Here is a 13,463-nt window from a genome sequence, read left to right on the forward strand (position 1 = left end):
CATGGTTCAAAACCTATTAAAAAGTACGTCAAGGATTGCGCTGGGTACAGCGCAGTTTGGACTTGCTTATGGCGTTGCGAACCAGTCTGGGCAAATTCAACGGAGCGATGGCTCCGCAATCCTGAATGAGGCGTTATCACAGGGTATTGATACTATCGATACTGCGATTGCCTATGGCAATAGCGAGGATTGTCTGGGTGAAATTGGGGTCCAAGACTTTCACGTCATCAGCAAGCTTCCGCCGGCACCTAACGGCGAATCGATCGCCTCTTGGGTAAGTGACCAAATTGCATCGTCATTGAAGCGCTTGCGCATTGATAGGCTGCATGGCCTTTTATTGCATCAACCTAGTCAGTTATTGAGCGATATTGGGCCAGATCTTTTTAAAGCTCTATTGCAAGCAAGGGATAAGGGCTTAGTTAATAAGATAGGTATTTCAATTTATGACCCTAGTGAGCTAGATGCCATTCTGACTTTATTTCCTTTAGATATTGTTCAGGCTCCTTTGAATTTAGTTGACAGGCGATTGGTGTCTAGCGGTTGGTTGGGGCGATTAAAGGATCTTGGAATTGAAGTTCATACACGCTCTGCATTTCTTCAGGGTTTGTTGCTTATGGATCGCCAATTGATTCCTGAATATTTTTCTAAATGGGATGCATTATGGGATATCTGGCAAGCAGATTTAGAGAGCTCGACATTAAATGCATTGCAGCACTGCTTGGCGTATCCCTTAAGTTTTGATGGTGTTGATCGCGTGGTTGTAGGGGTTGATGGCATTGATCAGCTAAAAGAAATCTTATCCGCAGCCAAGACGATTGATGTATCGGTCATTCATTCTGAAATTCAATCTGAGGATTTGGATTTAATTAACCCATCCTTGTGGAGAGTCAATTGAAGGTTGTTGCTATTGTTCAGGCGCGTATGGGCTCAACTCGCTTGCCCAACAAGGTGATGAAGCCAATTAATGGCGTTCCAATGATTGAGCTACTTTTGGGAAGATTATCAAAAGCAACTTTGGTAAATCAAATTGTGGTGGCAACTTCAATCGATGATCGTAATAAAGTTTTAGTTGATCATGTTCAGAAAATTGGCTATGCATGTGAGCGGGGTAGTGAAAATGATGTGATAGATCGCTATATTCAGGCGGCTAAAAAACATCAGGCTGATGTTGTAATTAGAATCACTGGCGATTGCCCTCTAGTTGATCCCGTATTAGTGGATGAATGTGTTCAGCAGTTTTTGGATCAAGATGTTGATTATTTGTGCAATAACTACCCGCCAACGCTGCCAGATGGACTTGATATTGAAGTTTTCAAATTAGCCGCACTTGAAAGGGCGCAAGAAGAGTCCGATAAGCCATTTGATCATGAGCATGTCACACCATATTTACGCGAGCCAGGTAAATTTAAGACAGCCACCATCAAAAATACTGAGGATTTTTCAAGCCTCAGATGGACGGTAGATGAACCGGTGGACTTTGTTGTGGTTGAGAAGGTATTTAATCACTTCTATCCAAACACAGATTTTGACTGGAAGACAGTTCTGAAATTACAGTTAGAACATCCAGAATGGTTTAGTCTTAATCAAGACATAATTCGCAATGAGGGAGCAGTGATGGGTACTGGACAAAAACTCTGGAAAAGAGCTAAGCAGGTAATACCAGGTGGGAATATGCTGCTCTCTAAGCGTGCAGAAATGTTTTTGCCTGATCAGTGGCCAGCCTACTTTAGTAAGGCTAAGGGATGCAAGGTATGGGATCTCGATAGCAAGGAATATATTGACATGTCCATTATGGGAATTGGCACCAATACCCTGGGGTACGGCAATGCAGAGGTCGATGAGGCGGTTCGAAAAGTAGTTGATGCAGGCAATATGTCTACATTTAACTGTCCAGAGGAAGTCTACCTAGCGGAGCGTTTGGTGGAATTACATCCTTGGGCAGACATGGTCCGCTTCTCGCGGTCGGGTGGCGAAGCTAATGCGATTGCGATTCGCATTGCCAGAGCTGCAACAGGCAAAGATAAAGTGGCTATTTGTGGCTACCATGGGTGGCATGATTGGTATTTATCGGCCAATCTAGGTGATGACAAGCATTTGGATGGCCATCTCTTGCCTGGCCTAGAGCCAAATGGCGTCCCGAGAGATCTTCGTGGCACAGTCTTACCTTTTAATTACAACAATTATGCTCAGCTTGAGGCATTGGTGAATGAGCATGATATTGGTGTGATTAAGATGGAGGTCGTTCGCAATAAAGGCCCGGAAGATAATTTCCTACACAAGGTACGCAAGCTAGCTACGGATCGTGGCATTGTTCTCATATTTGATGAGTGCACCTCAGGTTTCCGAGAAACTTTTGGTGGGCTTCATAAAAAGTATGGTGTCGAGCCCGATATGGCGATGTTTGGAAAAGCGCTGGGTAATGGTTATGCAATTACTGCCATTATTGGCAAACGTTCAGTGATGGAAGCTGCGCAGACAACATTTATTAGTAGTACTTTCTGGACCGAGCGTATTGGACCAGCTGCCGCATTAAAAACACTAGAAGTTATGGAAAAAACCAAATCTTGGGAAAAAATTACCGAGACTGGCTTAAATATCCGCAAAGGATGGCAAGACTTGGCTGACAAGCATGACATCAAGATTGAGCATTGGGGTCTTCCGGCTTTAACTGGTTTTACGATTGTTAGTGAGAATGCGCTAGCTTATAAAACCTTAATTACTCAAGAGATGCTTGTTAAAGGTTATTTGGCAAGCAATACCGCATATGCCTGCACAGAACACACTCCTGAGGTATTGAATGGTTTCTTCGAGGCACTTGATCCAGTCTTTGGCATGATTAAAGAATGCGAAGAGGGTAGAGATATTAAAACTCTGCTCAAGAGTTCAGTATGTCATGGTGGGTTTAAGCGCTTAAACTGAGTGTAAATAACATTTACCTGCCGAGCCTGAGCGGAAGCATTTGCTTGGCATTTTCATCTCCCTCTTCCTCTCCTATGCTTTGAATCTTAATTACTTTTCTTAGGGATTTATTCGGAGCAGCAACAAGTTTACTGTGCGTAATTCCAACCTTCCATAATAAAAATTCTATCATTAGACCTAAAGCTCGCGATGCAGACTTTCCTCTCCATATTGCAACTATAACAAGAAGTAATGGTGTAAAAGCAAGCTTAGTATATTTGTTAAGTAAGAGCGGTGCAAGCATCAGATGATTTTGAATATTGAAGTATCCAGGGCGATAGTTTTTATCTGATCCCTCGAGAAACGAGGGATTTAGTTGAAGTAATTTAATATTCAGTTTTGCCAATAGAATTCCAATGTAATAACCAAAAACTTTGTAAAGGGGTAGTTGCTCATTATTTAGGTTATGGATGTAATGATGCGCATCTAATTTGGCTAGTATTAAAGGCCGCCATGCTAGTATTTTTAAAGTAGGCAAGCCCGTATAGTTAATGAAGTGATCTTCGCTATATGCATCTGTATCACTTATTTGAATTAGGTAATTCTCTTCTAAATCAATTGAATTTCCAATAAAGTTGTTTTCTCTAGCGAATTCATATAATGGAGTTCCTGGTAATGCTTGAGCATAATTAATGCTAATTGAGCCGCTGGGGGGTGATTCATGCCAGCCTTTAATGCCCTTAGAGATATTTTTTAGGAAGTCTATTGTTTCATTGATGGTAAGGTCATCTTCTCCTGGCATACCGATTACCAGTTGAACAATAGTGTCAAGATCTGCTTCTGCTGTCCACTTCAATGCATTTATATTTTCTTGAACAGTAGCCTTTTTTTCCATGATGTCGAGTATTTTTTGGCTCCCTGATTCAATGCCGAAATAAATAGCCTTACATCCATTCTCTTTCCAAAGCTTTAAATCTTCAAGATTTACAGTTCTTGCTCTTACCCCCGCTGCAATCCATGAGAGTTTTAGTTTCCCCATTTCAAGAGCAAGCCCCCTAGTTAATTCTTTATCTGCTCCAAAATTTTCATCACCAAAGGTGATATCAGTAACTCCATAGTCATTTATTAGATGGTGAATATGATGTTTAAGGTTTTCCAAGGGTCGAGCACGATAACCTTTTTCCCAGCGGTGACAAAAGGTACATCTTGCAACGCACCCTTTGGTTGCAATCACCGTTGCGGACCTACGGGGAGCAGTGTCTAAGGTCGAATTGTTTTCGTCATGCTCTGGTTCAATTGGAGGGAGATAGTGCGCTAGAGAGCCATCTTTAGCTAAAATTGAATAGTCAGGGTGTTCGATTTCACTTGCATCAGGCTTCGCACCATAGCCGGTAAATTTAAAATCATTTTGTTGGTTTAAGTAGCATATCCCTTTTACTTCATCAAGGTATTTTTTTTGTTCATCATGATGATGATCTTGTATTTTGCGTATAAGATCCAAGATGATAAATTCACCATCACCAACTACACAAACGTCGATATCTGTTTTTCTAAGCAATATTTCTGCGCTGGCGGAAAGATTGCCTCCTGAAATAATGGTAGTGGAGTTCCGAGATTCTCGAATAATTGACGATAGCCACTTGGTGTATGAGTACGCTGTAGACACTACGGCGCTAATACCTACTACATCAAATTGATGCAAAGAAAAATAAGCCTTAATTTCTTCGGTACTTGGTCTTAAAAAGTCAATATTGAAGAAAAAAGCTTCAATTCCAATTTTACGAAGAGATTGAATAATAGCTAATGATCCAAGCGGTGGAAAATCGGTAGGATCTGGCCTAATTGGAGTGGTGCAAATGCAAATTTTCATATCTTTTGCTCTGGTTGAAATGCAAAGGAATGCAAATTAACTAAATTGACGTGATTGGTGATATTATATTAAAGTACTTAAATTTAGTGCAACAAACAATAAAACCCTAATTTCATACCCGTGGGAGTAAGGGTTTATTGAATTGGATTAAAAATAAAATTGCATGCTCGACTAAATAGTATATCAGCCCTTCCCTAGTTACATTTTCTTCGGTAACGGCGTGGTATCTAAAAGAGCTGGTGAATGTTTTATAGCTACTCTGAATGGTAGGGCAGAAATTAGAGTTGGTGATAATGTCACATCTAGTCTGGGAGTGAAAATTTATACGGCAGCCCACGACCCTAAAACTCTTGAGCTAAAAGATATTGTAGAAAATATTACTATTGAGAGTGATGCATGGATTAGTGCAACGGTTTTAATTTTACCTAGTGTAATCATAAGAGAGGAAATTGTGGTGGGTGCTGGTTCACAAGTAAATACAGTTCTAGCTGATTACATCATTTGTGTTGGTAGTCCAGCGCGAGAGGTAAAAAAAAGAGCTTTGAATAATTAAGTGTAAATATTTTTAAATATGATGCGCTTTTCCCAATCGGGTTTTAGTTATCAAAAACAACCTTCATACAGACCAGATATTGATGGTTTGCGTGCAGTTGCCGTTGTGTCCGTGCTTGGATATCATTTTTTCCCCACATGGCTAAAGGGTGGATTTATAGGGGTAGACATTTTTTTTGTAATTTCAGGCTATTTGATTTCCTTGATCATTTTTCATGCGCTAAAAAATAACGAATTCAGTTTTATCGGATTTTATTCAAATAGAATTCGAAGAATTTTCCCCGCCCTTTTAATCATATTGTTTTCTAGCTTGATTCTCGGATGGTTTGTGCTACTTGCAGATGAGTATGCGCAACTTGGAAGATACGTTGTCGGCGCATCATCTTTTATGACAAATCTGATGCTATTGGGTGATTCTGGGTATTTTGACTCAGCAGCAGAAAAAAAGCCTCTATTGCATTTGTGGAGTCTGGCAATAGAAGAGCAGTTCTATCTAATCTGGCCTTTTTTAATTTGGACCGCCTGGAAGTTGCGATTTAATTTAATTTTTATAATTATTATTATATTGGTGCTTTCGCTAATATTTAATATTGCGATTGTTCAAGCTGATCCTATCACCGCATTTTATTCTCCTCTTTCACGATTTTGGGAAATAATACTCGGAGGTGTTTTGGCGTGGTTTTGTGCGTTTAAGGGCGCGCATAAGAATCCAAAGAAATACTTGAGTGCCAAATACTTCCATATAGTCAACAAATGTGAGGCGATCCTTGCGGGCGCGGGTTGGAGAAATATTCAGTCTTTAATCGGATTGATATTAATTGTTGTAAGTGTTTTTATGTTTACGAAAGATTTAGCTTTCCCCGGCTATTGGGCGCTAATACCCGCTTCTGCTGCCATTTTGTTAATAGTGGCGGGAAGAGATGCCTGGGTTAACAGAGTTTTTTTATCACACCCAAGTCTTGTCTGGGTTGGAGTAATAAGCTACCCTTTATATCTATGGCACTGGGTTCTGCTGTCAATGGTGAGAGGGCTTGAGGGAGAATTGCCATCAAGAAACGTTCGCTTATCCATAATTGCGGTCTCGGTATTACTAGCATGGCTAACCTATGAATTGATTGAGAAACCAATTAGATTTAAACTTTATAAAAAATCAGCAATAATTACTTTGGCTCTATTAATGATATTCACTGCCTTATTGGGGCTGTATGTGTATAAAGATAATGGCTTTGAAATTCGGTCACGTCATCAAAAATTCAGCGCTTACATTGACTCAATTAGAAGAACTGAAATGCAGGCTGAATGTTTTGAAATTCCATATGCGTATAAAATTAGTGACAAATGGTTTTGTGAGCTCGGAGATAAACAATCTGCTGCAACTATATTTGCTTATGGGGATAGTCATGCGCTAAGTCTTATTCCTGTCCTAGAGCAATATGCATTGAATAAAAAGATTAAAATCTTATTTGCCGGGACCTCTGGATGTCCATCTTTGTTGGGCATTCAGTCGATGAGGCGCGGCAATGGAATCGAAACTTATAACTGTAGAAAGCTAAATGATCGAATCTTTAGTTATGTAAGAAGTAATGGCATAAAGTCGGTCATCCTTGCGAATCGATGGGTTTATTACTCCGGCAGCATAGTTACTCCAAATGAGATAAATTATATTTCTAGGGATGAGTTGGAACCTATAAATATTGAATCCTCAAGAAGAGATTTTTCATGGGCGCTTCAGAATACTATTGCCAAGTATTCTGAAATTGGTGTTAAGGTATATTTGGTTGAGGATACCCCAAGGCAACTCGTGCTACCAAGAGATATTTTAGTCAAAGCAGGGCCAAGTGATGTGGAGATTAATAAATTTTCCGTCTCAAGAGATTTGCATGAACAAAATCAGAGCTATGTTAACGCTGAAATTAGAAAGCATGACGATAAAGCCAGCATTATTAATTTTGACAAACTGATTTGTAATTTGGAAATTTGCCCTCTTGCAAAAGACGGACAATTTTTATATTTTGATTCAGACCACTTGGGAGTTTATGGTTCTCATTTATTATATCCAGCGCTAAATTTATCGTCTGATTAGTAGATTCCTAATTAGTTTTAAATTCTCATAATTTCTAGAAATAACTATGGTTATATCAATGGTCGCAGCAGAAATTGGTGCAAGAATGATTGAGCGTGGAAATTTCTTCCACCAAGTAATTTTTTTACTCTTTCTCACTGGATCTAAAACGCCCCTAACAATTAAGTAGGTAGTTAGTATTGTAAAAAATAATTGTGCATTAGTAATTAATGCTATGAGAGCAATTATAAAAAATAAGGTTAAACCTATAATTTTGGGTTTTCCTAGGCCGGATTTGAATAAACTTTTTTCATATATCCAGTACTTTCTCGACAGGTAAGATAAGGAATCGGGAAACGAGTCATAAGTTGCAACTACGATGTTGGTGGAAATTCTAATATAGAATGTTTCATCAAAAGACTTTAACCAAACAGTATCTTCTCCTGCTCTTAAATTCTCCGGGAAAAGTCCCGCCTCTTTAAAGATGTCCTTATGAAATATTGATGCTGGTATGACGGGATGGCTGGTGCATCCATAGGATACTGCGCATACTGCATGTGAGAATGCTGTTGTGCCTGTGAATTGGCATTGACCAAAGATTGATTTCGTATTATTTTTTTTTGCGCATTTCATTAGCTCTTCAAGCCAATTGTTTGATGGGATTATTCCCGCATCTATAAAGGCAATCCAATCATACTTTGATGCTAATATGCCCTTGTTTCTATTTCCTCCAGGCATCCCCCCAAGGTTTTTTATGTGGCGAATAAAGATGGGGCCATTGGAAAATTCAGCAATGATTTGATCGGTTTTATCAGTCGACCCTGAGTCTACAAAAATTACTTCATCAGGTTTCAATGTCTGCGCCATTATTGCTTCTAGCAAGTCCGAAAGGTTAGACGCCTCATTAAAAATCGGGATGATGATCGAGATGCCATTCATTGTTACTAAGCTCCTAATATCCCTCTCCAGTCCCAGTCGCCATTTATTTTCTGAGTTAAAGTTCTGGTGGTGTCACCATTTAAAATTGCGCATCTATTGAGCTTCAACGCTTCTGTTTGCGAATTATTTATCGAAAAGTTGCTTGTAAATGCATTTTTATATCCCGCAACTTTAGCAGCATATAGGACCCTTTCATCAACGTCACCGTACGGATAAGACATGGACTGAATGGACTCGCCCAACAAGTCCTCGAGATATGATTTACTGTCTTGCAACTCGATTAAAATTTGTGACTCTTTGAGTCTTGTAAGGTGGGTATGTGTTTTTCCATGTGCTCCAATTGTGACATTTGGTAGTTTTGATAGTTCTTTCAACTCATGAGTACTTAGAAATCCATTCGCGCCATTAGCGACTAAGTCGGTCGCAATAAATATCGTAAATGGCATATTATTTGCAACTAAAATAGGCGCGGCAATATAAAGGTTGTCCCTATATCCATCATCAAAAGTTATTCCCACAGAGAGCTGATTGTGATTTAAATCCGCGTCGTTTGTGCCAACAATTTTATATTCTGAAAGGCTAGAAATATGTTTTTTAAATAATTTCGGTGAAATAGAGCTTAGACCCAAATGATCTCCAAGTGCATTTCCTCCAACCGAGTGATAGCTCAATACCCTGAATCCTGGTTTTGGTTCAAGGGGTAGCCTTGCTAGAGCCATGCACTCGGAGATTATTTTATGTGCCGCCTGTTGCCACCTCATGCTCTGCCACCTTTTAAGCGAATTGCAAAATTGATTGCCACCCGAACATATTCATTGCTTGCAGATTCCCATTCACCAAGATGTTCAATAAGTTCACCCCCAAATCCCATCTTAAAATGATTTACTCCGGCAGCCCCTTTGGTTATCGGATCTACACCAGCAAAGTCAAAGGTTTGAACATTGCTTTCTTGCAACTGTGTAAATAACTTTTCTATCATTGCGTAAGCCGCGCTTTCTTGCCTTCCTTTATTCCCAGTGGCAGCAATCATGTAAAATACAATTCCAGCGAACTCTAATATCAGGCAGGAAGTGATTGGAGTCCCGCCTAAAGTACCAGATAGAACGGATAAGTTATTTGGTAAAAAGTTACGCATCAATACTAATTCATCTAAACCCATAGCTAAACTAGTAATGTTTTTGTTTATCACCATTTCCTGATGTATTGTGGCCAAATAATTAAGGTCGATGTCTCTGTTGCCCGTAACCCATTGAATATTAGAATCAGATGATTTTTTTGTGTAATATCGATGCTTTGACGTCATATTTTTCCTGAAATCAGGAATTTTTTGAACATCAAATGCAATGGTAAAGCCAGTATTTAATTTAAAAATTGGCCTAGTTGCGGCCTGGTTAAACTTAAAGGCTAGATTGGGTGTGTTGCTAACGTGGCTATGAATCCTTATTAATGCCGAGGAATATTCTTCATGAATTTTTTTAAATAGTGTTGATAGCAATTCCGAAAGATTTTCTTGCTTTACACCATTAAATTGGAAGATTGGACCGCCTGCTGACCATATAAAGTGCAGGCCTAATGGAAGCCGTCTTACAGAGAATTGGCACATTCCGCATAGGTTGCCATTAATGTCGTGAGCTATATATCGACGTGTTTTAAGCTTCGATGAATCTTTGTATTGACCCCATTCATATGTTTGAAAGATATTTCTATCTTGCGCCTGTGATAGTGAGTTATTCCACTCCTCGGCCGTTCCTTCATAATGATTCCAGGTTAGCATAGAAAATTAATCACCCATAGTTGATGGTAGTGTGGCTGTGAAGGTACTGGGACTGTTGAGGGCAGCTCTGGCCATTTAAAGCAATCATAGCCCTCTCCCCTTGCTATTTTAACTATCTCAGCGGCGACATCATCGTCAGCGTAAAAGGGATAGCCGTAAGGACATATTCCTTCATTTAATGCGTTAAATACTGACTCAATTCCAGTTGATGATAGCTGGGCATGGAATTTTATATACAACGAGCGCCGCCTTGCAATTTCAAGGCCTGCATCCGTATATTTGATGCACCTTCTTAGGTAAGATGGTGGGTTCTCCGGCTGGGGTGTTGCTAGCTCGAATTCGTCGCCAGAAGGTTTAATTTCATACCCCGAACTAACTTTGCGTATTTTCCGAATTAAGGCCTTCCCTGTAGGGGTAAGTCTAATTCCAGCCCTTCTTTCTACCCATTGAATTAATGAGCGAATTTTTTGAATTTTCGAGGAGCTCGTAAGATTAGATGGAAGTTGCCCGCCTTCAATGTGATATTTTTTGGAATTTAACAGAAGGCTTGCGCCCTCTCTAATGGGGAGTATTTTTCTATAGCTCGTGATCCCGAAGTCACCTCGTGTACCCAGTATTTGACCGCTAGAATCAACGCTTAAGAAGCTGTGCGCATTGTCTTCAATAAGGGCAACATCATTTTCTGTGCAATATTGTTTAAATATCGTTAGATTTTGCGGAAATCCGAAGTAATTGACGGCTATAAGAGCTTTGATTTTATTGTTAATTGGTAGGCTGATCGGCTGTAAATCTTTATTAAGGTCATAAACCATGGGTTGAGCTTCACATTCGTAAATCGAAGCCAAAACTTCTTTGCAAATAAAGGATGGCAATAGAACTGCATCACCCTTCTTGATGCCTATTGAAGTAATTGCGGCTTTAATGGCATGTCTACCAAGGCTAAAAAATCTAATATTGTCCGATTCGCTGTAAAGCGATAATATTTTCTTTTCCAATGAAAAATCAATCTCTTTAGGAACTTTGTGCATTTTCATTTTCCAAAAGCTTGATAGCGCAGTGTTTGCAATAAATTACTAGCGCAAGACTAAGCCCAAAAAGACTGTATCCCCCTGCATTCTGAATAGCTGGTGTGTAATGTATGAGAGATGCTAGCCATAAGAAACTAAAAAGGGTGTTAATTTTTGCTAGTACTAGCCATGCATTTGAAGATTTGGGGAGTTTATTGGGCAGGGAATATATTGAAAAGCATGTTGACAAAACTGCCCATGAGAAGGTGCAGGCCCAAATTAATCCTGTCTTAAGCAGTATCTCGCTGCCAAAGCCAAAGTCACCGCCAATATAAATATCTTCATTTAAAAAAAGCCCATTGCCTGAACCCAAAATTTGAGTAAGAAAATCAGAATTAAGCCAAATTTCAACTGGTCGAAAAAATATGAAGAAATAGAAATCAATAACTGCAATATCTTTTGTTTCAGCCTCTAGACCCGAACGCAAAAATATATCTAGTGTTTCGCGTGAAAAGCTAGCAGGTTCATTTGAAAATATTCTTTCAAATATATACCCTTGTGAGATTAAAAAAAATAGAGCAATAAAAAAAAGCAGTATTAATATCAATGCATTAACTTTTTGCTGTTTATTTTTTGACAAAAAGTAGGGAATTGAAATCCCCAGTGCAGTCAATAGCGCTGCAGTTCCATTCATTGTTGCCAGCAAAAGAATTATGGAAATGAATCTCCATAATATGACTCTCTTGTTTTCTTGGAAATCATTCGGTAGTTGTGGGATTAAAAAAAACCACAGGGTGGAAAAAAGGCAAACCATACCTCCGATTTGTGACCCAAGTAGTGGGCTATTTGGTCCCCCAGAGTCCATAGCTAAGCCCATAAAATGTATTAAATCTGCTGGGTTATAGTTTTTATAGTGAGTGGTGACTTCCGAATAGAAAAGCTCAGTAAGGCTCGATTGTCTCCCCAGTAAGATTATGATTAACTCAATCCCAATGCCTACCATTAGCACTTGAAATATTAGACTAATCCACCTCACGATTGTTTCGATGCTGGGTTTTTGCGCGCTAAGAATTCCAAAGAGAATGATGGCCATCAAGATCACGTATCCGCCAGCCGAAAGGATCCCAAAACCCCTATCTGTAAGAATCTGAGCTATCAATAGTACTAGCAATACAAAAGCAGGTATCTCTAAATTTTTTGGGGCATGTAATGAAAAAGAATTTGCATTTGTTGCGTATATTGATAGAAGGGCGAATCCCCCAATAAATATTGGAAGGTGATAAATATTAAGGTTAATGAGTGCGCCAATTCCAGGGAGAAGTATAAAAATTAGCGTAAGTTTGAAGACAAAGCTCGCCTTGAGACACCACATTCTTTTGGCGTCGATGAAGGTGTTGCCAAGAATATAGTTGGCTTGAGAGAGGATCGTTTTAATTACCACTTGTTAAATCAAGCCGATTAAGTATTTTTTTCATGGAATAGGATGTTGTAAATAGAGGCGACTTGATGATTGCTTGAAGTAGTGTTGAAATGGCGAGACCATAATTCTTGGAAGAAAAATACCTCCTACTTTCACCAATTAGTAGTCTACTGTGTACTGCATTCCAAAGACTCTTTTTATCGTTGGTAAATATTTGCCTATGAAATATATGATTTTTTAATACATTTTTGACGTTGTTTAGATGGAACTCTAATTTCCCGGATGCATTACTCTGATGAATTGTGTATTCACCTTGGATGGAGTTTATAAAATAAAAATTGGCATTCTTCTCTGCCATGAGTAGCCAAAAATCAAAGTCTTCTGCTGTAATAAATTCAACATTCTCTCTAAATAGAATCTGGTGCTCATCTAAAAACTCTTTTTTGACCATCACTGCTGATGGAGATAGTCTGTTTCCCTCAAGAAGAAGTGTTTTATAAAAATTATTGCAAAAGGGGCCGTGGTGAAGCGGTTTTGAAACATTGTTCGAAGAATCAACTAGCAGTTCATTAGTACTACAAGCATCAAGTGCCGGGTTTTTCAAGATTGCAGCAATTGATAGGGCTAGCTTTTCTTTGTACCAGAGGTCATCTGAATCTAAAAAGGCGATCCATTTACCTGTTGCGTTATTAATGCCAAGGTTGCGTGATTTTGCAATAGATCCGTGATTGTGAATTTTTAGCAATTTTATTCTGTTATCAGGAAAAGATGCTACTACTTCATCAGTATGATCTTTGGAGTGATTGTCGACAACAATGGCCTCCCAGTTGCTATACGTTTGGTCAATAACTGATTTGAGCGCTCTCTCTAAAAAGAGTGCATGGTTATATGTTGGAATAACAACAGAAACAAGCGGTTGGTTGATATAGTCCACAGTTTTT

11 protein-coding genes are annotated in these 13,463 nt (G+C 39.1%); 4 read left to right on the forward strand and 7 right to left on the reverse strand.

What is annotated here, in order from left to right; genetic code table 11:
* Position 1 precedes the first annotated feature (1 nt).
* A complete protein-coding gene (locus ICW03_RS01675; RefSeq protein WP_215348406.1) occupies positions 2-895 on the forward strand; it encodes an aldo/keto reductase in 894 nt (297 codons plus the stop codon).
* A complete protein-coding gene (locus tag ICW03_RS01680; protein ID WP_215348407.1) occupies positions 892-2,919 on the forward strand; it encodes an aminotransferase class III-fold pyridoxal phosphate-dependent enzyme in 2,028 nt (675 codons plus the stop codon). The genes ICW03_RS01675 and ICW03_RS01680 overlap by 4 nt, the downstream gene beginning before the upstream one ends.
* Before the next feature lie 13 nt (positions 2,920-2,932).
* Here ICW03_RS01680 and ICW03_RS01685 read toward each other — a convergent pair whose 3' ends face one another.
* Positions 2,933-4,768 carry a B12-binding domain-containing radical SAM protein gene (locus tag ICW03_RS01685; RefSeq protein ID WP_215348408.1) on the reverse strand — a complete coding sequence of 612 codons (1,836 nt, stop codon included), beginning with the start codon at positions 4,766-4,768 and terminating at the stop codon, positions 2,933-2,935.
* A gap of 220 nt (positions 4,769-4,988) precedes the next feature.
* Here ICW03_RS01685 and ICW03_RS01690 point away from each other — a divergent pair, with 220 nt between their 5' ends.
* Positions 4,989-5,321: a hypothetical protein gene (locus ICW03_RS01690; protein ID WP_215348409.1), complete on the forward strand. Its 333-nt coding sequence runs from the start codon at positions 4,989-4,991 to the stop codon at positions 5,319-5,321.
* Between the two features lie 18 nt (positions 5,322-5,339).
* Complete coding sequence (locus ICW03_RS01695) at positions 5,340-7,403, forward strand: acyltransferase family protein (protein WP_215348410.1); 2,064 nt, start codon at positions 5,340-5,342, stop codon at positions 7,401-7,403.
* Here ICW03_RS01695 and ICW03_RS01700 read toward each other — a convergent pair.
* From ICW03_RS01700 to ICW03_RS01725, 6 genes are read right to left on the reverse strand one after another with little or no spacing between them, the layout of a single operon-like run.
* Positions 7,389-8,321, reverse strand: a complete 933-nt coding sequence (locus tag ICW03_RS01700; RefSeq protein ID WP_215348411.1) for a glycosyltransferase — start codon at positions 8,319-8,321, stop codon at positions 7,389-7,391. The genes ICW03_RS01695 and ICW03_RS01700 overlap by 15 nt on opposite strands.
* A 5-nt stretch (positions 8,322-8,326) precedes the next feature.
* A complete protein-coding gene (locus ICW03_RS01705; protein ID WP_215348412.1) occupies positions 8,327-9,082 on the reverse strand; it encodes a polysaccharide deacetylase family protein in 756 nt (251 codons plus the stop codon).
* Positions 9,079-10,095, reverse strand: coding sequence for a peptidoglycan bridge formation glycyltransferase FemA/FemB family protein (locus tag ICW03_RS01710; RefSeq protein ID WP_215348413.1), 1,017 nt, complete (start codon positions 10,093-10,095; stop codon positions 9,079-9,081). The genes ICW03_RS01705 and ICW03_RS01710 overlap by 4 nt, the downstream gene beginning before the upstream one ends.
* A complete protein-coding gene (locus ICW03_RS01715; protein ID WP_215348414.1) occupies positions 10,089-11,123 on the reverse strand; it encodes a DegT/DnrJ/EryC1/StrS family aminotransferase in 1,035 nt (344 codons plus the stop codon). The genes ICW03_RS01710 and ICW03_RS01715 overlap by 7 nt, the downstream gene beginning before the upstream one ends.
* On the reverse strand, positions 11,107-12,543 hold the full coding sequence (locus ICW03_RS01720; protein WP_215348415.1) for a hypothetical protein: 1,437 nt from the start codon (positions 12,541-12,543) through the stop codon (positions 11,107-11,109). Before ICW03_RS01720 ends, ICW03_RS01715 begins: the two co-directional genes overlap by 17 nt.
* A complete protein-coding gene (locus ICW03_RS01725; protein WP_215348416.1) occupies positions 12,533-13,456 on the reverse strand; it encodes a glycosyltransferase family A protein in 924 nt (307 codons plus the stop codon). Before ICW03_RS01725 ends, ICW03_RS01720 begins: the two co-directional genes overlap by 11 nt.
* Positions 13,457-13,463 lie beyond the last annotated feature (7 nt).

The sequence above is a fragment of the Polynucleobacter sp. MWH-Aus1W21 genome, from assembly GCF_018687275.1.
Classification (GTDB): Bacteria; Pseudomonadota; Gammaproteobacteria; order Burkholderiales; family Burkholderiaceae; genus Polynucleobacter.

Coding starts and splice junctions, on each gene's coding strand:
- ICW03_RS01675 (WP_215348406.1), top strand. CDS start 2: ATGGTTCAAAACCTATTAAAAAGTACGTCAAGGATTGCGCTGGGTACA.
- ICW03_RS01685 (WP_215348408.1), bottom strand. CDS start 4,768: ATGAAAATTTGCATTTGCACCACTCCAATTAGGCCAGATCCTACCGAT.
- ICW03_RS01695 (WP_215348410.1), top strand. CDS start 5,340: ATGATGCGCTTTTCCCAATCGGGTTTTAGTTATCAAAAACAACCTTCA.
- ICW03_RS01700 (WP_215348411.1), bottom strand. CDS start 8,321: ATGAATGGCATCTCGATCATCATCCCGATTTTTAATGAGGCGTCTAAC.
- ICW03_RS01705 (WP_215348412.1), bottom strand. CDS start 9,082: ATGAGGTGGCAACAGGCGGCACATAAAATAATCTCCGAGTGCATGGCT.
- ICW03_RS01710 (WP_215348413.1), bottom strand. CDS start 10,095: ATGCTAACCTGGAATCATTATGAAGGAACGGCCGAGGAGTGGAATAAC.
- ICW03_RS01715 (WP_215348414.1), bottom strand. CDS start 11,123: ATGCACAAAGTTCCTAAAGAGATTGATTTTTCATTGGAAAAGAAAATA.